Here is a 21,646-nt window from a genome sequence, read left to right on the forward strand (position 1 = left end):
GCCTAAAAAATGGTAAATACCACCAGAAAAGCAGACATGTGACGGTTTATTTACGCCATGATGCGGTGTTAACAGACAAAGCCAGAGTTTCAACCCCAGACTTCACCATTGCTTACAATAAGCGTTACAAAATAGAAAGACATTTTGCTACAATGGTCAGAAATCACGGATTACGACGGTGCCGGTATATCAGACTTCGTGGGGCAAAAATTCATATTACCATGGCCAATCTAGCCTGCAATATTGTAAGGATGGTTTCTTTGTTATTCCCTCCACCAAAAACTTTGAAAATCTGATAAAATCTGTGGAGCCAAAAGTATCTGTCGCCGCCAATTCCTATGTCATTTTCAAACCTTTTATAAAAATTGGATTGTTAGGTTTCTATTAGCCTCATATCAACGAATATTCATTCATGATTTAAGAAATCGTGCTTTTTTATGGCCGTTTTTCGGATGTTTCACTGTCAGCAGATCATAGTTCTTCCCAAGATATACTTTTTCTGACGAATAAAAACGATCATAAGTATCCATGCTCAGGTTAATTAGGACTGTAAATATTTCTTAAGTTCTTTAACCGAAGGAATCTTTCCAGAAAATTTGACCTGTTCATCCACCACCAATGCCGGTGTTGACATAATCCCATAAGTCATAATTTCCTCCATGCTCTCAACTTTTTCAATAGTTGCTTCAATCCCCAGCTCTTTTAAGGCTTCTCTCGTGTTCGCTTCCAGTTTTTTGCAATTTTTACAACCTGGTCCCAGTACTTTAATAATCATATCATTTCTCCTTTAAACTATTTTATAGTATCCCCGATTCGCGGGAATTAATAATATCGATGCAGATGAATGCCTCGCCACCTGATGGCTGACACTGCCTAAAAAAACTTCATTTAAGAAGCCCCGCCCTTGCGAGCCCATAACTACCATAGATATATTGTGTTCCTGAACTGCTTTGATGATCTCTCCTGCGGGCGAGCCGATTGGCAGTTGCACATCGACTTCTACATCTCCAATTGACTGCAGTTCAACTTTCATCGCCTGAAGTCTGGTGTCATCCAAACGGATAAAATCTTCAAGACTTTCTTTGAGATAGGGATCCACAACCGCCTTGTCGATGACATGCATCAGTGTAACCTTTTTCACCCCATCCGATACCATTTTTTTGACAACCGCAAATGTTTTTTTGGCATTTTCGGAAAAATCAGTCGGGAATAGGATATGTTCAATCAGATTGCAGGATTTTATCAGTTTTAAGCGTGCCTCTGGTTCATTGACGATCCGGATCAAAAGCACCGGCTTCTGGGCATGGAGGATCACTTCGTGAGCTGTGCCCCCAAAAAAAACCTCCCCCACCATGGAGTGTTCCGGAGCCCCCACAACCATCATGGAATAATCTTCTTCGACGGCAATGCGGTTAATTTCGTTTTTAATATAACCAGTCGCCACACGAGTGTTTACCGTATATCCAATTTTTTCCAGTAGTACTTTCTGCTCACTGAGGTTTTCTTCAACAATAGCTGTATAAAAGGATGAAATCTTTGAATCCAGGTCATGGGGACTCAGGCATTGTACCAGCAAACATTCTTTGACCCCCAACCCTTTCAATCTTTCCAGACAATGAAGCATATTAAAAGTAGCTGGTGACATCTCTGATGCAATGACGATTCGACTGAACATGATGATACCTCCTTTTTAATTTACAAAACACTACTCTTAATTTACCCGATCCATCGGTATAATAACCATGTATTATTTAATAAAGAAAGACTTGTGCTAGAATCCCAGATAAAACATATAAAAAGCCAACAAAAGAATTATCCCACCCATCACGATTTTCAACACAGTACTGGCCTTTCCATATTCGTCGCTGGCCGAAAGTTTTTGCACAAAACCAATGGATGTTCCCGCTGCTAAAACCAGAATGCTGTGGCCAAGGGAATAAAGCAGCAACAGCAGGATGCCCCAGATCAGATTGCCTTCGTTGGCGACCATCGCCAATAATACAATCAGCACTGGCGTCGCACAGGGTGATGAAAAAAGACCACCCAGGATGCCGGCTAGAAAAGCACCGACGTAACCCCGTTTAGTGCTTTTACTCAAAGCGTTTGTTGCCGGAATAAAATTAAACATTTCCCAGGTTTGCAGAGCCATCAGCACCATCAGAATACCCAGTAAAATGTACCACCAGGTTCCGGTGCCCCGCATTAATTGGCCCATCAGCGAAGCCAGCACCCCCAAAGTCGTGAAAGTAACGGCCATACCAAGGGAAAACACCAGCGAGAGTTTAAAAGCTTTTTTTGTTTCTCTTTGGGCGGTTCCCCCCACGTAACCTATCACCAGTGGCACGCTGGATAATGAACAGGGGGTAAAAGCAGTGAGGACGCCCGCAATTAATGCAAACAGCGGTGCCAGCCAGATATTTCCAGCGATCATTTCTGAAAGCGAATTTAACCCCTGATTAATCACAGCTTCCACTACTGAACCCCCATCACTTTAAAAATTTTCAGAAAATCTTCTTTGGTCATCCCACCTTCATGGGTTGTAAAGACCAGTTCACTGGTATCTTTCGTGACATACTGATTCAACGAAAACTCTGTGGGATTTTCGGGATTGAAAGTCTTACCATCTGCTCCAATGAATATCTGCGTTGGAATTAGACTGATAGGAAATCCCTGCGCCAGCTCCTGATATTTCCAGACATCCACAAACTTGATAATAACCTTTCCCTGATATTCTTCATTTAAAGTTTTTAGAACCGGTGCCATTTCTTTGCAGGGCACACAGGAATCTGCCCCAAAATCGATAATAATCGGCAGACCATAGGATTTGAGTTGATCAAGATCCAGCTCATCCGTTACATGTAATGCAAAATCCTGATTATTACTACTCACCGGTGCCTCTTGCTCAGTTTCAGAACCTTGCGCGTTTTTTAATAACCACACCCCACCAATAACACAAACAATGACAACGGGGATTACAATTTTTAGCCATTTACTTTTATTTACACTCAACATTACTTTCCCCCTTTTTATTAATCATCAAAATGTTCTGCGTTTTCATAGATCTTCTTAATTTCATCATCTTTCATCACGGCAAACAGAATGAAAGCAATAATAATAATTCCCGGAATATCAATCAGTAATCGGGTGATCGCAAATTTAGCGCCCATTGATGCCATCTCAAACAAGAACATGGGTACTTTCGTTGTTGACCAGGCTCCGATAAAAATCATGATATTACTGAACTTTACCCCTTTTTTCATGAAAACAGCGGCAATCGGAAATGCCCCATAAAGCGGTCCAGCCGCCGCAGAACCGATGAAAAAGGCCAGCATAATTCCTTTTAATCCAGAGCCTTCGCCCATATATTTAATCATGGTTTCCCGGGGAACCCAAATATCCAGCAGCCCCAATAATACAAAAACCGGTGGAATCACCAGCGCCATCTCTTTTAAAGAATAACCGGTAACACCAAATGCTTTTATTCCCAGATCGTTATTAATAAGTGTAATGACCAGCATAATCGCCAACACAACCAGAAATGCACGATAACGTTTTATTAGTTTTTTCATAAGCTCATCACCACTCCAATCACCAATGCTACCACAAAGGAAAATAAAAACGCCAGGGCATTTCGATAGATCGTCAATTTTTTGCCGAAGTATTTTATTTCAACCGGCATGGTCACGATCCCAACCATCATTAACGTAGAAATAAAGGCACCAATTTGCATGTAACCAGCTCCACCGTCCAAAAGCAATGCCGTCATTGGAAAGGCTACAAATCCTGGAATCAATGTAATCGATCCAATAACCGCCGCCAGGATCACCCCAAACCAGCCTGATTTATCACCAATAATACTTGAAATCATTTCCGGATTCATAATAGCCAGTAATAAACCGACCAGTAAGATCACCACCAGAAATTCAGGCAAGATATTTTCAAATGCTTTCCAGGCTTTTTTTATTGCCATTTTCGTTTTTTTCTTATCTTTATAAAATGAAACTAACAAAAGCACACCAGTAACAACATAAAGTACAATATTCAAAATTTCTCACCAACCTTTACAAAATTGATTTTTATTTAAACAACCGCTTATCACAACACTTATCAACTTCCGCCTGTAATGTAACATGATAGATGCCTTCTTTTTCTTTCAGCAAATGCTCAATTTCATCAGTAATGAGACAAACCTCAGATAATGGCATATCTTCCATTTCGATATGCGCTTCAAAGTAAACGCTCTTCTCATCGGACATCCAAGTATGAACATGATGAATACTTTTAACTTTTTCCATTTTTTCAATTTCTGTTTTAATGGCTTCGTAATTCAGCGGTGCCGCAGACTGCATCAGAATATTGACCGTTTTTTTGATGATCTGCCAGGTTTCCCGAATAATATAGATCGATATCAGGGCTGTGATCAGCGGATCAATCCAAACAATACCCCATAGCTGTATCGCAACGCCCCCAATCAGTACCCCAATCGATGAAACCGTGTCACTAATTAAGTGCAAATAACTGGATTTTATATTTAAATTATTGTGCGAATCTTTTTCCAATAAAAAAACTGAAATAAAATTGGCAATCAGTCCCACAAGGGCAACAACAATCATCATTAACCCATTGATGGTCTCTGGTGACTGCCACCGTTTGATGGCTTCGATAATCAATAAAACCGATAAAGCCAGCAATACGGTTGCATTCACCAATGCAGCCAGGATTTCGGCGCGCTTATATCCATAGGTTCGCTTTTCATCCCGCGGTTTTTGAGCGAAGCGATTGGCAAAATAAGAAAGGGCAATGGCAATCGTGTCACTTAAGTTATGTAATGCATCTGACAGTAAAGCTAAACTGCCTGAAAGAATACCACCGATGATTTCAGTCGCGGTAATAATTGCATTCAATACCGTCACCCAAAATATTTTTTTGCCGGATAGATTGGAAAGATCATGTGTATGTCTATGCTTTTCGTGATCATGGTCATGATTATCTTCCATTATGTCTCACTTCTCTTTCATTAATTTCTTAGCGTAATCTTGTTTCATTTGAATACTCACTTTGCTGCTTATTCTCTAGTTTTCTTCAAAAGATCCTTGTCGCTTTTGTACTTCAACCTGTGAAATAAATAAGGCTGCAACCAAGCTGACTAAAAACAGAATTATGGCGCTACTGATGTAAATTGTTGATAAACTCCCTGCTTCTATGACCACTGCATTAATACTGGTGCCAACCGCACCACCAACAAACATGTTAAATGATGCCAGCGACATTGCCGTTCCGCGTCGTTTCGGCAGCTTCTCCTGAACCGTCGTTATCAGTGTCGACTGGAGAAAAATAAATGCCGTCCCAAAGCCAAATAATGCCAGCGATAAGAGCCATGCATTTGTAAAAAAGGCCATACTTAACAGCGAAACGCCGCCAATCACGCTTGCTGAAACAAGAAATCCATTTTTAAATTTTTTTCGCAATGCTGGGGCAATACGTCCACCAACAACCGTACCAACTCCAAACAGCGAAAGAATCAGACCAACGACGAGCAGATTATACCCCGTGGCAGTTTGAATCAGTTTTCCGGTATAGGTAAAACTGCCAAATACACTAAATCCGACAAAGAAAATAGCGATAACCAGTCTCATAAAACGAAAATTCGATAGTGGTTCTTTATAAGCCTCAAAAATATTAAGGACTTCAACTACCGGTTGATCCCGCTCTAAAGTTTTTAGCATAATCATGGCGATGATGAATTCCGCAATCCCATAAGCCAGATATACGAGACGCCAGGAACCAAAATACGCCAGAGCCCCGCCAATAATGGTTGCTGTCGCGCCGCCCAGAAACATCAGCCCCATTACTTTGGCAATCGCCTTTTGACGGTTCTGATCATCAAAACTCTGTCCCACCAGCGCCAGGGTTACCGGAAAAATTCCGGCTCCAAAGGCGCCATTCATGGCCCGAAAGAAAATCAGCGATGGCAGATTAAAGGCAAAGGCTCCCAAGATACTGAAGATGGCTGTTCCGATTGCCGCAATATTGATAATTTTGACCTTTCCGAAGCGATCTGAAAGGGGGCCGAATAACAAGGTAAACACACCAAAAGCGAGCATATAGGCGGTTACCGACATTGCTGCGACACTGACCGTCAGATTGAGATCCGCAGCAATATTAATAATTAGCGGAGCCGCTGCATAATTATCTCCATTTGCCAAAAAGGCCATGAAACCAAGTATGGCAATCATTTTATTTTTATTTTCCATTTTTTACTCCCGTCCGCAATGCATGTCTGAATTCTTTATAAGAACAGATAACCAAAAGCGTTAAAACTAAAACCAATAATCAGAATCCCGGTCGTTACGATTCCCATAAAAATAATCAGCAGCTTTGTCTTGACCACTTTTTTGAGCATGATCAAGGATGGTAGTGACAATGCTGTAACTGCCATCATAAATGCCAATACCGTACCAAGGCCGGCGCCTTTAGAAACCAATGCTTCGGCGATGGGAAGGGTACCAAAGATATCTGCATACATGGGGACTCCGACTAATGTTGCAATCAGCACTGAGTACCACTTATCTTGTCCCAGCACTGCTGAGATGATTTCTTCCGGTATCCAATTATGAATAATTGCCCCGATGCCGACCCCAATCAGAATATAGAGCCATACTTTTTGAATAATTTCCAGAACCTGATCCCGGGCAAATATCATTCGATCCTTTATGGTCAAGGATTCCTGATCCATTTCAATCATCTTATTGCTGTAAACAAAGGGTTCCACGTAGTCTTCAAGCTTTGCTTTACCGATAATTGTTCCGCCAAGCACCGCCAGTATCAAACCGACAATGACATAGGCAATAGCAATTTGCCAGTTAAAAATACTGGCCAATAGAATAACCGAAGCCAGATCAACCAGGGGTGATGAAATCAGAAATGAAAAGGTTACGCCGATGGGCAATCCGGCACTGGTAAATCCGATAAAAAGCGGGATCGATGAACAGGAACAAAAAGGCGTGATCGTCCCCAGCAACGCCCCTAATATATTGGCTGAAATCCCTTTGAAATTACCCAGTATTTTACGAGTGCGTTCCGGCGGAAAAAAGCTTTGGATATAAGAAATCAAAAAAATCAGAACAGATAGGAGGATGAATATTTTAATGACATCATAAATAAAAAAATGAATACTCCCTCCCAATTGACTCTGGGTGTTCAGACCAAATATATTTTGAACTAGCTGAGTAACTAAATAACTGAGCCACTCCATTTTTAACAATTGATTGTTTAACCATTCAAATACAAACATGAGATCATCTCCAAACTTTTTTAAATTCTATAATTGAATCAAAGGATGCTTACAGCATTCATCCAACCAATTTTGATTACCATCATTTCTGTTTTGATCAATAACAAGTTGCGGGTAATTCTCAAGATTACCCAAAATATCTTTTACAATATGGGTCATAATCATATTTTCATTCTTTAACTTATAGAAAATAAATTTCTCTTTTCGTTGCGAAGTAACGAGGTTTGATTCTTTTAACTTTGCCAAGTTTTTTGAAATGTTTGGCTGCGAAACATCTAAAATATAACTAAGTTCACAAACGCACAACTCATTTTGGGCAAGCAGAACAATAATGCGAAGTCTTGTCTCATCTGACAAAATTTTAAAAATATTGATGAGTGGTTTCATCACAGACTCCTTTCATATTTACAGGCAAAACCTGCTATTCTTATCATATACATACATAAGCATATGATTATGTTATACCCATTATCAATTCTTGTCAAGCTATTTATAAAAATCAACCAACCATAAATATACAAAAGCATAAAAAGGCAGCTGTCTCAGGAGAATGCACCTGATACAACTGCTGATAAAACAAGTTTTTTCTCTGCAAATTTTATGACGCCTTGAAATCATATACCGGGATATTATTGAGAAAATGAAGCAATACCCGGTTGTCCAGTTGGCTCCGCCCCTGATGACTGAGATAGTCAATGGCCTCTAGGGCGGTTTTCCCTTTTTTATATATGCGATTGGTCGTCATCGCATCATAGACATCGGCGACGGCGATGATTTTTGGTAAAAGTCCCACATAATCGTCGGTGGCGCAAAGCGGATAGCCTTTGGCATCAATCCGCTCATGGTGAAACAGCACCGCCCGTTTGACCTCGAGATTAAATTCGCTGAATTCATTGAGCAGCGAATAGCCATAAAGGGGATGAAGCTGGATGATTTCATATTCCTGACGGGTTAAGGCCCCAGGTTTATTCAAGATCGCCTCGGGAATATAAATCTTACCGATATCATGCAGAAATCCGGCCTGGGTGGCATTGATGATATCCTGTTCTTGCAAATCCATCCACATGGCGATAAACATTGAATAAAAGGCCGTGTTGACACTATGAGCAAAGGTGTACTCATCCATTTTTTTAATCTGTTCCAGGGCTTTAAGAATAATAGGATTGCCTTCGATGCTTTCATACATATGGGCCAGAAACTGGGTCACATGGGTATAGGTGTACTCTTTCTGAAACAGCACATTACTCAGATTGTTTTTCAGTTCCACCAGCATCTTGCGGTTGAGCTGTTTGGACATGCTTTCGTTAAGATCACACAGATAATGAGACAGCGAGTTTCCAGTTTTCTCCCGTTTACCATCGTCGCGCATTGTTTGAACAGCGGGCTGTTCAAACCGTGTATAATTATTAATGTGATCTTCTAAAATTCCCATTTTTCACTCCATTTTTGTTTTTACTGATCGACTTTGATGACGCCCAGTTTATTCATCACTTCAACCAGTTTATCAGTATCAACCGGTTTGGCGGCATAGGCTTCACAGCCCAGATCAAAGGCGGTATTGACGAATTCGGTATCGGCCAGAGCAGTGATGATAATAATCTTCACCTTGTTTTCAGCCAGGATTCCCCGTTGCGCTTCAAAATCCCGGATCGCTTTGAGGACCTTGACTCCATCCACCTTTGGCATCATAATATCGAGACAAATCAGATCATAGGGATCTTCTTCTTTAATGGCAATGAGATAGGCATCCAGAGCTTCCATCCCATCCACCACAATATCGCACTCGCCATACTGGGCTAAAAATTTCCCCAAAAAACGTCGGCTTACCATGTCATCTTCTACAATTAATATTTTCATTTTATTCCTAACCTTTCTTGTGCCGTTTTATTTAATTTAGCCATTTATTTGACTGCTTTATGTTGATTGCTGCTTTTAATTATACTGTTTTTTTGTACACCGTGTAAATATGATTAATCTGGTTGACCTTTTGGGCTGCAGCTTCAAAATTTCCCCGTCTGATATCCAGTTCGATTTTAAAGGCAATCACCTTTAAGTCTTCAATATCCAGAACAATCGCTAGTTTCTTGATGCGGTTCGCCAGTTTTTCAAAGTCTTCCAATTTTCCGGCTGCCACCTGATCGTTTAATTTGTTGATTAGCGCCGCAAGCTGTTCTTCCTTTTCCTCATCATAAACCTTTCCGATTTGACCATCCGAACCATCCTTTTCCTTAATGATGATTTCTCCATTGGCGTCAATATGCATTTTAAAATCTCCGGATTGCCGGGTCGCTTCTTTCCGGCTGATACATTTTTCAATTTCCTCCACCAGTTTCTCCACTTTGATGGGTTTGGATATATAGCCGTCCATTCCCTGGGATAAGAATTTTTCCCGGTCTCCATGAAGTGCGTGGGCGGTAATGGCCAGCACTGGGGTATCCTGAGTAATTTTACGGATTCGTCTGGTGGCTTCAATGCCATCCATTTCCGGCATTTGAATATCCATCAGGATGATGTCATAGGTATTTTTTCGAACCATTTCCACTGCCTCATAGCCATTGCCGGCAATGTCCACCCCATAACCGCATTCGTTGAGCATGCGAGACATCACCAATTGATTGACCTTGTCATCTTCGGTCAACAGAATTTTATATTGCTGACTGATCTTAAAATAGTCAGGATACTTTTCTTGTTGGCAGTCTTCTGCCAAACCGGGCTCAAAGCTCAGCTTGAAATAAAAGCGGCTGCCCTGACCTGCAGTACTTTCCACCCAGATTTTGCCGCCCATCAGTTCTACCAATTGTCTGGTAATGGCAAGTCCCAGGCCGGTTCCCCCGAATCGTCGGGTATAGGAACCATCCACCTGGCTGAAACTTTCAAAAATCCGCTGCCGGTTTTCTTCGGCAATACCAATTCCGGTATCTTCGACCACAAAGAGCAGTTCAACCTGTTTATCGGTGGCCGCCAAACTCTTAACCTTGACCCATACCTCGCCGATATCAGTAAATTTGATAGCGTTGCTGATCAGGTTGTTGAGGATCTGCTGAATCCGATGGAAATCACCTAAAACATATTGGGGCATAGCCGCTGAAAAAGCATAGCTAAGTTCGATTCCCTTGCCGCTGGCCGCCGGGGACTGGGCTTTGATGGTGTGCTCTACCAGGGCTTTAATATCGCAGTTATTCTTTTTAATCTCCAATTTTCCGGCCTCCATTTTTGAGAAATCGAGGATGTCATTGATCACATTGAGTAAGGCATTAACACAGGTTTTGATAATTTTGATATTCTCCTGCTGTTCCTGATTTAAATTAGACAAACGCATTAAATTGACCATCCCGACAATGCCGTTTAGCGGGGTTCTGATTTCATGACTCATATTAGCCAGAAATTCACTTTTGGCCTGATTGGCCATTTCCGCTTCTTCCTTGGCCAGTTTTAAAGCCTGTTCCACTGCCAGCCGCTCACTGATATCCCGGACAATGGTAATGGCGACCTTTTTTTCATTCAAATAACAATGGCTGCAGATGACTTCAACGGGCAGGGTTGAACCGTCCTTCCGTTTAGCCATGGTCTTGATTGCAATTTGATTTTTTTCCAGCAACTCATGGCAATAATTTTGCCCCACATCAGGTGAATCAATCAATTTGAAAACGGGATCCACAAATCCGAAAAACTCCTCATAAGTGTAGTGAAACATATCCCCGGCAGTCTGATTGACTTCAATGAGCCGGCCATGGCATCCGTCCTGATTGGTTTCCTGAACAAAGATGGCGTCTGACGAATTATGAAAAACCTGGCGAAACTTTTCTTCGCTGTCGATCAGAGCATTTTCATAATCTTTCCGTTCGGAGATATCCCGAACGATGCAGATAATCACCCGTTTTTCCAGTATCATGGTGGTTTTGGCGCTGACTTCAACAGGAAACTGGGTGCCATCTTTGTGCTTATGGATGGTTTCAAAAAAGACCCCATCTTTTTCGCCATTTTTCATTTCTTCAATGGCCACGGATTTCCCGCCTTCAATCAGATCAAAGAGCGTATGTTTAAGTAATTCCCCCCGTTTATATCCATAGAGTTCCACAGCGGCATTATTGGCATCGATTATTCTGCCGTTGATTTCGACAAAAAGAATGGTATCCCGGACCTTTTCGGCCAGCATTTTATAGCGGATCAAGCCTTCTTCCAGACTTTTACGATCGGTGATATCAATGCCAATGCCAATATAACCGCCGTAACTGCCATCAACCTCAAAGGAGGGGCTGTAGATCGCTTCAATCCAGCGATACTTACCGCTATCATGACGAATCCGATACTGAATACTGAAGGATTTTTTGCTGCGAAAGGCCTGGTTTTTCATTTTCATATAAAATTTTCGATCCTCGGGATGAATCAGATCCAGCCACTTGATTCCCAGATAGTCTTCGTTGTGCTTGCCGGTGAACAGCGACCAGCTACGGTTAAAGTAAACCACATTGCCTTCCTGATCGGTTTTCCAGATTAAGGTGGGAAAGTTCTCAAACATCCGATAATAATAATCCCGGGATTGTTCGAGGGACTGCTCCCGGTTTTTGCGCTCGGTAATATCCACAAAGGTCACTACCGCATTTCTGCTATGCTTCCGAATCAGGGGTGCAATGCTGACCCTGAACCAATAATCATTTTCTTCATCATCCACAAAAATACTTTTTTTGAATTCTATTTTAATTGGTTCATCTTCGCATTTCAGCACCTTTGTCACGGCATTTCTCAATTCGCAGAACTCACAGGACGGGTCAAAACCGCAACCCAGCTTGTTTAAACGACTGCTTTTACACTGAACCGCATCGCCAAACTGTTTTCCAATAAAGTCTCCTCTTTTGCGGTTGAAATAGTTCAGTAAGGGATCATTGACTTTGGTAACTTTCGCCTTTTCATCCACCACCACCACCCCAACTGATATGGTATTAAACTCCTGAATGAAATTATCTTCGGTATCCAATCGCTCCTCCTTTGACATTGTATCTCCCTTTTAAAGTTTTCCGGCAACCATCAGCTGCTGTGATCGGTTGGCCCTCAGATGATCATATTCTGATGCCAGATATTAATATCACCATTGGCCACCTCCAGCTCAATGGTACGGCTGACTCTGGCTCCGGTTTCGGCGTACTGTATGCCCAGATTCATATCCTTGAGAATCTGTTCTGTAATTTCCAGGTTATGCCGGCCGACGTTAAAGGTGTCATTCTGACGCATGGATTCGGCACCGCCAAAAATCCGGATCACCAGTTCATTTTTGAGACACCCGTATTTACTGGAAAACTGATGAATAAAATATGGCAATCCGGTGGTGACATAGTAACAATGACGGTCGATCGCATCTTCCATCCGGGCCGGGCGGGGCAGGGCAATATGGATGATGCCCCCGACTTTGCGGATCGGTGAATAGGCCGTGATTCCCAGACATGAGCCTAAGGCAAAGGTCTTAATGGTATCATTGTGATTGTTGGAAATGGCCATTTCGCCGATTCCGATTATTTTTGTCATCACTACACCTATTCCTTTAATGCTGTGAGAATGCAATGATGAATATTCTTCAGGGCGGCCTGAACCGACACAGCCCCCAAATTGTAGGCTACCTTATTCATCCCATAAACCACCGAGGAGGCCTCATCCTGACCAATGGTGTAACCGCCTTTTCGCCGGATATCAAGGAGGCCTTTGGCACCATCATTCCCCATTCCTGTCAGCAGCACACCTATCGCCCGAGGGCCGGCTTCCCGGGCCACTGAATCAAAAAGCATATCTACCGACGGACAATGGCCATTGACTTTTTCCCCAGCAAACACTTCCACCCGATACTTATTACCAATCCGCTTAATCCTCATATGTTGATCGCCTGGGGCAATATATACCCTTCCCGGCTCCAGATAATCGCCAGATTGGGCTTCTTTGCAACGTAAGGGGGTCTGGGTATCCAGTCGTTCGGCAAACATTTTTGAAAACACCGGCGGTATATGCTGAACAATCAGGATTCCCGGACAATCCACCCGCAAATTTTTAAGGATCTGATAAATCGCTTCGGTACCGCCGGTTGACGCACCAATGGCAATGAGCCGGTCGCTTAACTGCCCATTGCCAACTGATTGTGGGAGGTGATTGTGATCAACCTGTTGGGCGGCTGGATTTTTTTTCGGCAGGATGATCCCGGTCCTGGCGGCCAGCCGAATCTTCAGGATCAGCTCGTTGAGAAAATCGGCATCGGTTTTTGCTGAGCGGGGATGGGGCTTTTTTACAAAATCCCGGGCACCGGCCACTCTGGCCGCAGCTTCGATCTGGGGATTGTCGCTGATCATCACCACTGGCAGGGGATATTGGGGCAGCAATCGCTTAATAAATTCGACGCCACCCATTTTTGGCATTTCCTGATCACAAACGATCAGATCCAAATCATACTTAAGTATTTTATCCCGGGCCTCAAAGGCATCACCAGCGGTGGCAACCACCTGGATCTGCGGATCATCGGACAGTTTTCGGACCATTATTTCCCGGAAAGACTGGCTGTCATCAACGACGAGAACGCTGATCTGGTTTTTCTTTGGCATTACTTGTCACCCTTTCTGGCCTACTTGAGAAATCATTGTCCCGCCAGTAATCAACTAATGGGTACAACCTGTTATAATCAATTATTTGACTACATCAGTTGAATAAAATATTGCACGTAGCGGCAGGGATCAGACCCTCGTCCACACACTGCTCAATTTGCAACATACTTTAATGCAATTTATATCGCTTAAGGGCTTAAATTTACAGGACTTTTTTGCCTAATTGACCATTATGCCCATTATCCGACTTTTCTTTAATATTTCCCAAATTCATTGTCGGTCAAAGCAATACGAGTGGGTTTTGACACCGGGTTATTGGCTGGTTCTCTCCGGTTGCCCCGGCTGTCGGGCGCTGTTTCTTCAACACCCTGGTAGGCAAAGCGACTAGCTTTTTTTAGAACAAAACGGGCGGCCTGTTCTCTTAGCAATTCGGCCTGACTGGATAATTCTTCACTGGCGGCGGCACTTTCTTCAGAGGTGGCTGAGTTCATTTGAACCACTTCAGACACCTGCATGATGCCCTGGTTGATCTGGGAAATGCCAATGGCCTGCTCGTTTGACGCTGAGGCTATATTTCCGACAATGCCAGAGACCTTAGCCACATCATCGACGATCTTATTAAGGGCGGCGGCAGTGGTGGTGGCAATTTTGGTGCCATCGTCGACCTTCTTAATCGATCCTTCTATCATCCGGGTGGTTTCCTTGGCGGCGTCAGCTGATCGGGCGGCCAGGTTTCTGACTTCTTCGGCCACCACTGCAAAGCCCTTGCCGTGCTGTCGGGCCCGGGCGGCTTCCACCGCAGCGTTTAAGGCTAATATATTGGTCTGGAAGGCAATCTCGTCAATGACCTTGATAATCTTCGAAATATTGGTTGAAGATTCATTGATTTCTTCCATCGATTCCAGCATTCGTTTCATTTCGTTGTTGCCCTGCACCGCGTTTGTTCTGGTAACCTCCGCCAGTTCATTGGCCTCGCTGGCATTGTCCGCATTAAGGCGGGTCTGGGAGGAAATTTCTTCGATCGAAGCGGTCAGTTGTTCAATCGAGCTGGCCTGTTCAGTCGCACCCTGGGACAATCCCATGCTGGAATCAGCAATCTGTTTAGAACCGGCGGCTACCTGTTCGGCAGCGGAATCGATATTGGTCATGATTTCATTGATATGGTTGGTCATTTTTACAAAGGCCAGTCCCAGCTCGCCCACTTCATCCCGGCTGTCGATTTTCACATCTACATCGAGATTGCCATTGGCAATTTCTTCGGCGGAATCGACCATCCGTCGTAACGGTTTGCTGATCATATTGGCAACCATCAATCCCAGACCTACCGCCAAACCAATTCCGACGACGATAAAAATGACCATCACGGTGCTTTGGGTTTTAAATTCAGCGGTATTCTGAGTCAGGATCGCTTCCGAAAGTTGCGTATTGTAATCAATCAGCTTTTGCAGATCTTCAGTAACCGCTGTTCGCGCCTGAGTTACGGCACTGAGACCCGCCAGCGCCTCATCATATTTTTGCGCTTTGACCAGTTCCAGGTTGGCATTGCGCAATTCCCGGTAGGAAGCCAGACTTTCGGTCAGGGTAACATACATGGCTCTGTTTTCGTCATCCTGGATCGTCGCTTCATACTCTTTTAAAAGTGCATTATCACTTTCCACGTCAGCACTAATGGCATCCAGACGGGTTTGCAGGGTGCCGGGGTTGCGTTCATAAACTGCCAGCAGCTGGTTGGCCCGGATATCTTCCAGGGCATATTGAATACTGGCCAGTTTTTGCGATGGCACCAAATTGTTATGATACATATTTTCCGACTGGGTATTAATGGCATTCATAGTATAGATGCCAAACACCCCGACAACTCCGGTTACCACTGCCAGCAAGATAAAACAGGTGACCAGCTTTTGCTTTATTTTAAGGTTTTTGAAAAATTGCATTTTGTGTTTCCTCCATCAAATTATTTACTTGTTCTTTGTATCAGCATTCACGCTTCCTGATTGTGGTTTTCCATTTCATCGTCCTCAAGCAGTTTCTGGCAGTCGAGAATCAGCTTAACCGCTGTCCCCACTTTCCCAATCCCTCTCACAAATTGCCGACTGTCAGTTTCATCCAGATTCGGATGGGGAACAATTTCTTCCGCGGGTATGGCCACGACCTCGGCCACCCCATCGACGATCAGTCCCACGGTGATATCAGCAATCTCAGCGACGATCACACAGGTACGCTCATCGTAGTCGCGATGCGGTTTCCCAAAGCGGAGCCGTACATCCACCACCGGAATGATCTGCCCCCGGAGACTCATAATTCCTTTGACATATTCCGGCAGCTCCGGTACCTCCGTTATTTTCTGGATCCCGATTATTTCAGTAACATAAGTAATTTCGAGACCATAGGCTTCATTATCCAGTGTAAAGGTTAAATACTTCCCTTCTTCGGTTTCATCATCTTCTTCCAGTTCCAGTTCATCAAATTCATCAAACTCTTCCACCATCGCTTCGCCTCCTTGTATTTTACAATGACTGGTAATCGTTAGTTTTTTAGCCGTTTTTGGGCAGTCAGTCCATTGACATCCAGAATCAGGCTGATGTTGCCGTCACCCAGCAGGGTACAGCCGGCCAGCCCCTCAATTTTTTTCATCCGCTGAATATACTTGGGCAGGGTTTTCACCACGACCTGCTGCTCGCCCAATAATTCATCGGCAAAAAGACAGGTGCTTTTGGTTTCCCCTTCCAGCATAATCAAAATGCCGTCCTCGATCTGGGTTGCTCCGGTTTTAACCTGGTAATGGTCTTTGAGCCGCATAATCGGGTAGCACTGGCCCCGGATCATAATCATTTCATTCTCCTCCGTATCCCGGAAGACCTCCTGGGCCTTGGGAATAAAGGATTCTTTGATGGACATAATCGGCAGCGTATAACAGCTTTCACCGACCCGGATATTCATCCCTTCAATGATCGCCAGGGTCAGGGGAATTTTCAGGGTAATTGTGGTGCCCTGGCCTTCGATGCTTTCGACCAGAATATTGCCGCCCACTGCTTCAATGTTTTTGGCAACTACGTCCATGCCAACGCCCCGCCCGGAAAACTCAGTCACCGCTTCCTTGGTCGAAAAGCCCGGCAAAAAGATCAGGTTAAACACTTCAGTGTCGGTCATATTGACAGCTTCAGGGCCGACTACTCCGTTTTCCCGGGCTTTTTCCAGGATCCCCTCCCGACTCAAACCCTTACCGTCGTCGCGGATAATGATCAGCACCTCGCCGCCGGCATTTTTAGCTTCCAGAGTGATGGTGCCGGCCCGGGGTTTATCCTGAAGGATCCGCGTCTCAGCCGTTTCAATGCCGTGATCGGCAGAGTTTCTGACGATATGCATTAATGGATCACCGATCTGCTCAATGATGTTCTTATCCACCTCGGTTTCTTCACCGAGAATTTTCAGATTGATTTCCTTGCCCAGTTTTTTACTGATATCCCGGACAATCCGGTTCATCTTAAAAAAGGTCGGGCCCAGGGGCACCATCCGGATCGACATCACCATATCCTGGAGTTCATTGGTGATTTTCTTCAGCTGGCGGGCGGATTTACTGAAATTATCCAGCACCAGTCCCTTGAGATCGGGGTTCTGAGTGACCATCGCTTCTGAGATGACCATCTCACCGACCAGGTTCATCAGTTTATCGAGCTTTTCCACGCTGACCGAAATCATGCTCTGGCTCTGGTTGCCATTGGCCACCGGGATTTCTTTGACCGGAGCCATTTCCAGGGCCGGATTTTTAAGCTGTGGAACCATGATCTCTTCATCAGCAACGAGGATATTCAATTCTTCGCGAATTTCCTGAAGTTCGTTTATTTCTGTGATCTCAAACTGATCGATAAATGCCATGGTGCGGAAAAAAGCTTCCAGCTTAGCTTGGGTTTCCGAAGTTTTAAGCTGCAGCATAAAGCCATCCCGTTTGATGATCTCAACACAATCTGGATCATTGATAACGTCCTCGGGAATGCACTTAAACGCCTCGGTAATCTCCTTCAGGTTATGGACCACGGTGAAAGCCCGGATGTTTTCCATTCCACAGTCTTCTGCAAAGTGGAGGATCGTTTGATAGGTTTTAGGTTTGCTGATTTTTGCCGCTTTATTGGAGCTGATGTAATATTTTTCTTTAACCGGCTCATTATTAACCACCTGGGAATCGGTCAGATTGTTATTCTCTTTAAGAATCTTCAGGTGTTCTTTGATTTTGGTAATCAAAATTTCCGGATTGCCATCGGCTTCATAACCGTTTTTTATTTTATCCAGTTCCAGTTTCATAAAGTCAATACCTTCAAAGACCAGGTCTGAAAGGGTTGAAACATCAATATACTGAGGCTTTTCTTCGCGGATAAAATAAAACATATCTTCGGTGCTATGGGCCACCACCGACATATTATTGATCAGCATCATCGCCGCCGAACTTTTGATGGTATGCATGATTCGGAATACTTCATTGATCGTTTCGCCGGGATAGCTGCCCAGGGCTTCGGTCTTAATTACCGACTGTTCCATTTGTTCCAATTGCTGGGATGTTTCAAAAATAAAAACCTCCTGCATCGGATCGTTCATATATTGCTCTGCCAATGGCGTCCCTCCTTATCTCAATTTTCCCTAAAACCGCTTAACAGCATTTCGACCATTTCGGCGGTCTTTTCTTTGATCGAAAAGCTGTACCTGGCCATTCGCCACTTCAGACAGATTTCCTTGCTGCCACCGGTGATAATATTTTCAAGTACCGCCGGATCCAGATTTGAGTGGATGAGTTTTAAATCGATGGCTGATTTAATGGTTTTAATAATAAAATCGGATCGTTTATAAATGATTGAACTAACCTTTTCGGACAGTTCTGCATCGCACATCAGACTGTCATAAGCCTGAATCACTACTGTTATTTCTGGATAGTTCTGATAATATTCGGCATAGGCGTTATAAAAGTAGCGAATCGCTTCTAATGGCGAAAAATTCTTTTGTTGGCAGGTTTCAATGATGGCATCGTCATACTGGGAAAAATGATCAACCACCGCCAGCATAATATCGCTTTTAGTTTTAAAATGCCGGAATAGGGTTCCTTCTGAAACACCTTCCTGGTTGGCAATCATTTTGGTGGATAGATTTTGAAGCCCCACGGCATTCATAGTTTGAATGGTTGAGACGATGATGCTTTCACGCCTTTTTATTAATGATTTTTGCACCCTGTTCCTCCTTGCGGAGTGATTACTTACTCATTTTTTAAAATTATACCCTTTTCTATTTAATTGTCAACTTTTTATGTGACGTTCTAAAGGTTTTTTTGTGATGTTTTACAAAACTTTTACAAAGCGCCACTCACCAGGCCATACCAATCCCCACTCTTTAAATGATTTATCACTGCCCTGCCAATTTTTTTATACTTTTAACAAAAGCCATGTTATAATAATTGCTGTTAAATAACACCACAGGAGGATCGGATGATTCGAATTCCCAATCTCAAACTTGAAATCAAACAGGCTAAAAATAGTGATGCTGAAAAAGAAGCCTTAAAAAACGCTATTCTGTCCAAACTAAAAATTAGTCCCAGGGACTTAAGCACCTTTACAATATTTAAAAAATCCGTTGATGCCCGCAAGAAAAACGCCATCGTCTACATCTATACGGTGGATGCCAGCCTGAAAAACGCGGCGGCGATTCTAAAAAAGGGCAGCAAATCCGGCCTTACTCCCAGTCCCGATTTATCCTATCAGGCGGTGGCACCGGGAAACCGCCCCCTGGAACATCGACCGGTGATCATTGGGATGGGACCCGCCGGCCTTTTTGCCGCTCTGATCCTGGCCCAAAATGGTTACGCCCCGATTATTCTGGAACGGGGTGATGAGGTCGATATCCGCGCCGCCAAAATCGATACTTTCTGGCAGACGGGCAAGCTGGATCCGGGCAGCAATGTGCAATTCGGGGAAGGCGGTGCCGGAACCTTTTCTGACGGCAAACTGACCACCCTGATCAATGATCCCCGCTGCCGGAGTATTCTCGAAGCTTTTATTGCCGCCGGGGCGCCGGAGGAAATCCTCTATCTCAGCAAACCCCATATCGGCACCGATCTGTTGCGAGAGACGGTCAAGACGCTCCGCCAGGAGATTATCACAAATGGCGGCGAGGTGCGGTTCCGGGCCCAGGTTACCGATTTTCTGATCGAGAACGACCAGCTGACCGGGGTGGTCATCAATGACCATGAAACCCTGGACTGCCGGGTGGCTTTGCTGGGTATTGGTCACAGTGCCCGGGATACCTTTGAAACTCTTTATGATCGCGGCGTCACCATGACTCCTAAAGCCTTTTCGATTGGCGTCCGGATTGAGCACCCCCAACAGCTGATTGATAACGCCCAATACGGATCTGCCGCTGGAACGGCGGGACTGGGCGCGGCCGACTATAAGCTTTCTTATCATTCCCCCAACGGTCGCTCGGCTTACACCTTCTGTATGTGTCCCGGGGGCTATGTGGTAGCCGCTGCTTCGGAAGCCGACGGGGTCGTTACCAATGGCATGAGCGAACACCGCCGGGATGGCGCCAATGCCAATGCCGCGCTGCTGGTCGGAGTGCAACCCGAAGATTTCGGTGACGATCATCCCCTGGCCGGGGTGGCGTTTCAGCGCCGCTGGGAAGGCCGGGCCTTTGCCCTGGGCGGTCAAAACTATCACGCCCCGGCCCAGCTGGTAGGCGATTTTCTGGCAGACCGGCCCAGCACCCGCTGGGGCAGCGTTACCCCAACCTATACTCCAGGCCTTTGCCTGACCCAGTTAAAAGAGTGCCTGCCGGATTATGTGGTTGCCACCATGAAAGAAGCGCTGCTTCATTTTGACAAAAAGATCAAGGGCTTTGCCATGGCAGACAGCATTATGACCGGGGTTGAAACCCGAAGCTCTTCGCCGGTGCGGATCAACCGCGATGATGACCATGTCGCCAATATTGCCGGACTCTACCCGATGGGTGAGGGTGCCGGTTACGCCGGGGGGATTATGTCTTCAGCGGTGGACGGGGTCAAAACCGCTGAGAAAATCATCCAGCACTACGCCCGGTTCAGAGCTGGGAATTAAGCCGCCTGTTCGGGTCTCATTCATTTTGCTGTGATTTCCCACCCATTAGCTTTACTGCTTCAAAAAGAGAGCTCCTGAAGATTTTTTCTTCAGGAGCTCTTCTTTATACAAGTTATCTTTTTCGGTTTTCTGACCAGATCCGGACTGCTTTTAAACCGCTTTGAGGATCTCGGCGATTAAGCTGTCAATCTCTTCTTCTCTTTTTTTATTCTTCCAGCTGACAATAAATGATTTTTCCACCGTGCCGCCTTTTTCAACCACCGCTGATTTGATCTGACGGTTTGCCTTGATTCCGCCGGTAAATTTGGACGCCAGCTGCTTGGTCACAAAACTGAAGACCTTTTTACCCTGCAGGGATGGAACCTGTTCAAGGTATTCTTTCATCACCACCGCCAGCGAGAAAGCCCACACCGGACTGGCAAAAATCACCACATCATAGGGGGATACATCGGGATTATTGGTAAATACAATCGGAGGTTTGGCCCCGGGATCATCATTTTCGGGAACAATCCGCTCAATTTCTACGTCCAGTCCCTTTTCCGCCAGGGCCGCTCTCAGCCTGTCGGCGACTGAAAACGTATTGTTGGTTTTGGAAAATACAATCACACCAATTTTCATTTCACACTCTCCATTTTCTTTAGAATATGTCGCTGTTTAGAACACTAATAAAGCCTATCCACTTT

The 21,646-nt window shown here is 44.4% G+C and carries 22 protein-coding genes; 2 read left to right on the top strand and 20 right to left on the bottom strand.

Annotation, left to right across the window (positions count from 1 at the left end; translation table 11 throughout):
- On the top strand, positions 1 to 296 hold a 296-nt coding region (locus ACEW8F_RS02570), incomplete at its 5' end, for a transposase (RefSeq protein ID WP_373481911.1).
- 245 nt (positions 297 to 541) lie between these two features.
- Here ACEW8F_RS02570 and ACEW8F_RS02575 read toward each other — a convergent pair.
- The 19 genes from ACEW8F_RS02575 to ACEW8F_RS02665 all read right to left on the bottom strand — a co-directional run bounded on the left by ACEW8F_RS02575 (position 542) and on the right by ACEW8F_RS02665 (position 19,085).
- A complete protein-coding gene (locus ACEW8F_RS02575; RefSeq protein ID WP_373481912.1) occupies positions 542 to 775 on the bottom strand; it encodes a thioredoxin family protein in 234 nt (77 codons plus the stop codon).
- A 12-nt stretch (positions 776 to 787) separates the two neighbouring features.
- Positions 788 to 1,675 carry a universal stress protein gene (locus ACEW8F_RS02580; RefSeq protein WP_373481913.1) on the bottom strand — a complete coding sequence of 296 codons (888 nt, stop codon included), beginning with the start codon at positions 1,673 to 1,675 and terminating at the stop codon, positions 788 to 790.
- A 96-nt stretch (positions 1,676 to 1,771) separates the two neighbouring features.
- The gene (locus tag ACEW8F_RS02585) at positions 1,772 to 2,473 is read right to left on the bottom strand and encodes a cytochrome c biogenesis CcdA family protein (RefSeq protein WP_373481914.1); all 702 of its coding nucleotides are present in this window, start codon (positions 2,471 to 2,473) and stop codon (positions 1,772 to 1,774) included.
- The gene (locus ACEW8F_RS02590) at positions 2,473 to 3,012 is read right to left on the bottom strand and encodes a thioredoxin family protein (protein ID WP_373481915.1); all 540 of its coding nucleotides are present in this window, start codon (positions 3,010 to 3,012) and stop codon (positions 2,473 to 2,475) included. The genes ACEW8F_RS02585 and ACEW8F_RS02590 overlap by 1 nt, the downstream gene beginning before the upstream one ends.
- A 17-nt stretch (positions 3,013 to 3,029) precedes the next feature.
- The gene (locus ACEW8F_RS02595) at positions 3,030 to 3,569 is read right to left on the bottom strand and encodes a permease (protein ID WP_373481916.1); all 540 of its coding nucleotides are present in this window, start codon (positions 3,567 to 3,569) and stop codon (positions 3,030 to 3,032) included.
- Complete coding sequence (locus ACEW8F_RS02600) at positions 3,566 to 4,048, bottom strand: permease (RefSeq protein WP_373481937.1); 483 nt, start codon at positions 4,046 to 4,048, stop codon at positions 3,566 to 3,568. Before ACEW8F_RS02600 ends, ACEW8F_RS02595 begins: the two co-directional genes overlap by 4 nt.
- Positions 4,049 to 4,076: 28 nt before the next feature.
- Positions 4,077 to 4,997: a cation diffusion facilitator family transporter gene (locus ACEW8F_RS02605; RefSeq protein ID WP_373481917.1), complete on the bottom strand. Its 921-nt coding sequence runs from the start codon at positions 4,995 to 4,997 to the stop codon at positions 4,077 to 4,079.
- A gap of 75 nt (positions 4,998 to 5,072) precedes the next feature.
- Positions 5,073 to 6,254 (bottom strand): MFS transporter, encoded by a 1,182-nt coding sequence (locus ACEW8F_RS02610; protein WP_373481918.1) that lies wholly within the window; start codon positions 6,252 to 6,254, stop codon positions 5,073 to 5,075.
- A gap of 35 nt (positions 6,255 to 6,289) precedes the next feature.
- Positions 6,290 to 7,294, bottom strand: coding sequence for a permease (locus ACEW8F_RS02615; protein ID WP_373481919.1), 1,005 nt, complete (start codon positions 7,292 to 7,294; stop codon positions 6,290 to 6,292).
- Positions 7,295 to 7,321: 27 nt separating this feature from the next.
- Complete coding sequence (locus tag ACEW8F_RS02620) at positions 7,322 to 7,681, bottom strand: ArsR/SmtB family transcription factor (protein ID WP_373481920.1); 360 nt, start codon at positions 7,679 to 7,681, stop codon at positions 7,322 to 7,324.
- A 211-nt stretch (positions 7,682 to 7,892) separates the two neighbouring features.
- Positions 7,893 to 8,726, bottom strand: a complete 834-nt coding sequence (locus ACEW8F_RS02625; RefSeq protein ID WP_373481921.1) for an HD-GYP domain-containing protein — start codon at positions 8,724 to 8,726, stop codon at positions 7,893 to 7,895.
- Positions 8,727 to 8,746: 20 nt separating this feature from the next.
- A complete protein-coding gene (locus ACEW8F_RS02630) occupies positions 8,747 to 9,151 on the bottom strand; it encodes a response regulator (protein ID WP_373481922.1) in 405 nt (134 codons plus the stop codon).
- 79 nt (positions 9,152 to 9,230) lie between these two features.
- Positions 9,231 to 12,287, bottom strand: coding sequence for a PAS domain S-box protein (locus ACEW8F_RS02635; protein ID WP_373481923.1), 3,057 nt, complete (start codon positions 12,285 to 12,287; stop codon positions 9,231 to 9,233).
- Positions 12,288 to 12,343: 56 nt separating this feature from the next.
- A complete protein-coding gene (locus tag ACEW8F_RS02640) occupies positions 12,344 to 12,814 on the bottom strand; it encodes a chemotaxis protein CheD (protein WP_373481924.1) in 471 nt (156 codons plus the stop codon).
- An 8-nt stretch (positions 12,815 to 12,822) separates the two neighbouring features.
- Positions 12,823 to 13,872 (bottom strand): chemotaxis response regulator protein-glutamate methylesterase, encoded by a 1,050-nt coding sequence (locus tag ACEW8F_RS02645; RefSeq protein WP_373481925.1) that lies wholly within the window; start codon positions 13,870 to 13,872, stop codon positions 12,823 to 12,825.
- Between the two features lie 254 nt (positions 13,873 to 14,126).
- Positions 14,127 to 15,806, bottom strand: a complete 1,680-nt coding sequence (locus ACEW8F_RS02650; protein ID WP_373481926.1) for a methyl-accepting chemotaxis protein — start codon at positions 15,804 to 15,806, stop codon at positions 14,127 to 14,129.
- Between the two features lie 47 nt (positions 15,807 to 15,853).
- The gene (locus ACEW8F_RS02655) at positions 15,854 to 16,360 is read right to left on the bottom strand and encodes a chemotaxis protein CheW (RefSeq protein ID WP_373481927.1); all 507 of its coding nucleotides are present in this window, start codon (positions 16,358 to 16,360) and stop codon (positions 15,854 to 15,856) included.
- Positions 16,361 to 16,398: 38 nt separating this feature from the next.
- A complete protein-coding gene (locus tag ACEW8F_RS02660) occupies positions 16,399 to 18,477 on the bottom strand; it encodes a chemotaxis protein CheW (protein ID WP_373481928.1) in 2,079 nt (692 codons plus the stop codon).
- A gap of 17 nt (positions 18,478 to 18,494) precedes the next feature.
- Complete coding sequence (locus ACEW8F_RS02665) at positions 18,495 to 19,085, bottom strand: TetR/AcrR family transcriptional regulator (protein ID WP_373481929.1); 591 nt, start codon at positions 19,083 to 19,085, stop codon at positions 18,495 to 18,497.
- 255 nt (positions 19,086 to 19,340) lie between these two features.
- On the opposite strand from ACEW8F_RS02665, the gene ACEW8F_RS02670 reads away from it, so the two are divergent.
- Positions 19,341 to 20,963 (top strand): NAD(P)/FAD-dependent oxidoreductase, encoded by a 1,623-nt coding sequence (locus tag ACEW8F_RS02670; protein WP_373481930.1) that lies wholly within the window; start codon positions 19,341 to 19,343, stop codon positions 20,961 to 20,963.
- Positions 20,964 to 21,113: 150 nt separating this feature from the next.
- On the opposite strand, the gene ACEW8F_RS02675 is transcribed toward ACEW8F_RS02670, so the two are convergent.
- Positions 21,114 to 21,581: a flavodoxin family protein gene (locus tag ACEW8F_RS02675; RefSeq protein WP_373481931.1), complete on the bottom strand. Its 468-nt coding sequence runs from the start codon at positions 21,579 to 21,581 to the stop codon at positions 21,114 to 21,116.
- Positions 21,582 to 21,646: the final 65 nt, after the last annotated feature.

It is taken from the genome of Acetobacterium sp. (assembly GCF_041752335.1).
GTDB lineage: Bacteria > Bacillota > Clostridia > Eubacteriales > Eubacteriaceae > Acetobacterium.

Excerpts from the sequence above, each read along its gene's own strand:
- ACEW8F_RS02605 (WP_373481917.1), bottom strand. The coding sequence starts at position 4,997 with ATGGAAGATAATCATGACCATGATCACGAAAAGCATAGACATACACAT.
- ACEW8F_RS02675 (WP_373481931.1), bottom strand. The coding sequence starts at position 21,581 with ATGAAAATTGGTGTGATTGTATTTTCCAAAACCAACAATACGTTTTCA.
- ACEW8F_RS02640 (WP_373481924.1), bottom strand. The coding sequence starts at position 12,814 with ATGACAAAAATAATCGGAATCGGCGAAATGGCCATTTCCAACAATCAC.
- ACEW8F_RS02630 (WP_373481922.1), bottom strand. The coding sequence starts at position 9,151 with ATGAAAATATTAATTGTAGAAGATGACATGGTAAGCCGACGTTTTTTG.
- ACEW8F_RS02590 (WP_373481915.1), bottom strand. The coding sequence starts at position 3,012 with ATGTTGAGTGTAAATAAAAGTAAATGGCTAAAAATTGTAATCCCCGTT.
- ACEW8F_RS02670 (WP_373481930.1), top strand. The coding sequence starts at position 19,341 with ATGATTCGAATTCCCAATCTCAAACTTGAAATCAAACAGGCTAAAAAT.
- ACEW8F_RS02595 (WP_373481916.1), bottom strand. The coding sequence starts at position 3,569 with ATGAAAAAACTAATAAAACGTTATCGTGCATTTCTGGTTGTGTTGGCG.
- ACEW8F_RS02650 (WP_373481926.1), bottom strand. The coding sequence starts at position 15,806 with ATGCAATTTTTCAAAAACCTTAAAATAAAGCAAAAGCTGGTCACCTGT.
- ACEW8F_RS02615 (WP_373481919.1), bottom strand. The coding sequence starts at position 7,294 with ATGTTTGTATTTGAATGGTTAAACAATCAATTGTTAAAAATGGAGTGG.
- ACEW8F_RS02635 (WP_373481923.1), bottom strand. The coding sequence starts at position 12,287 with ATGTCAAAGGAGGAGCGATTGGATACCGAAGATAATTTCATTCAGGAG.
- ACEW8F_RS02610 (WP_373481918.1), bottom strand. The coding sequence starts at position 6,254 with ATGGAAAATAAAAATAAAATGATTGCCATACTTGGTTTCATGGCCTTT.
- ACEW8F_RS02620 (WP_373481920.1), bottom strand. The coding sequence starts at position 7,681 with ATGAAACCACTCATCAATATTTTTAAAATTTTGTCAGATGAGACAAGA.
- ACEW8F_RS02580 (WP_373481913.1), bottom strand. The coding sequence starts at position 1,675 with ATGTTCAGTCGAATCGTCATTGCATCAGAGATGTCACCAGCTACTTTT.
- ACEW8F_RS02575 (WP_373481912.1), bottom strand. The coding sequence starts at position 775 with ATGATTATTAAAGTACTGGGACCAGGTTGTAAAAATTGCAAAAAACTG.
- ACEW8F_RS02625 (WP_373481921.1), bottom strand. The coding sequence starts at position 8,726 with ATGGGAATTTTAGAAGATCACATTAATAATTATACACGGTTTGAACAG.
- ACEW8F_RS02655 (WP_373481927.1), bottom strand. The coding sequence starts at position 16,360 with ATGGTGGAAGAGTTTGATGAATTTGATGAACTGGAACTGGAAGAAGAT.
- ACEW8F_RS02645 (WP_373481925.1), bottom strand. The coding sequence starts at position 13,872 with ATGCCAAAGAAAAACCAGATCAGCGTTCTCGTCGTTGATGACAGCCAG.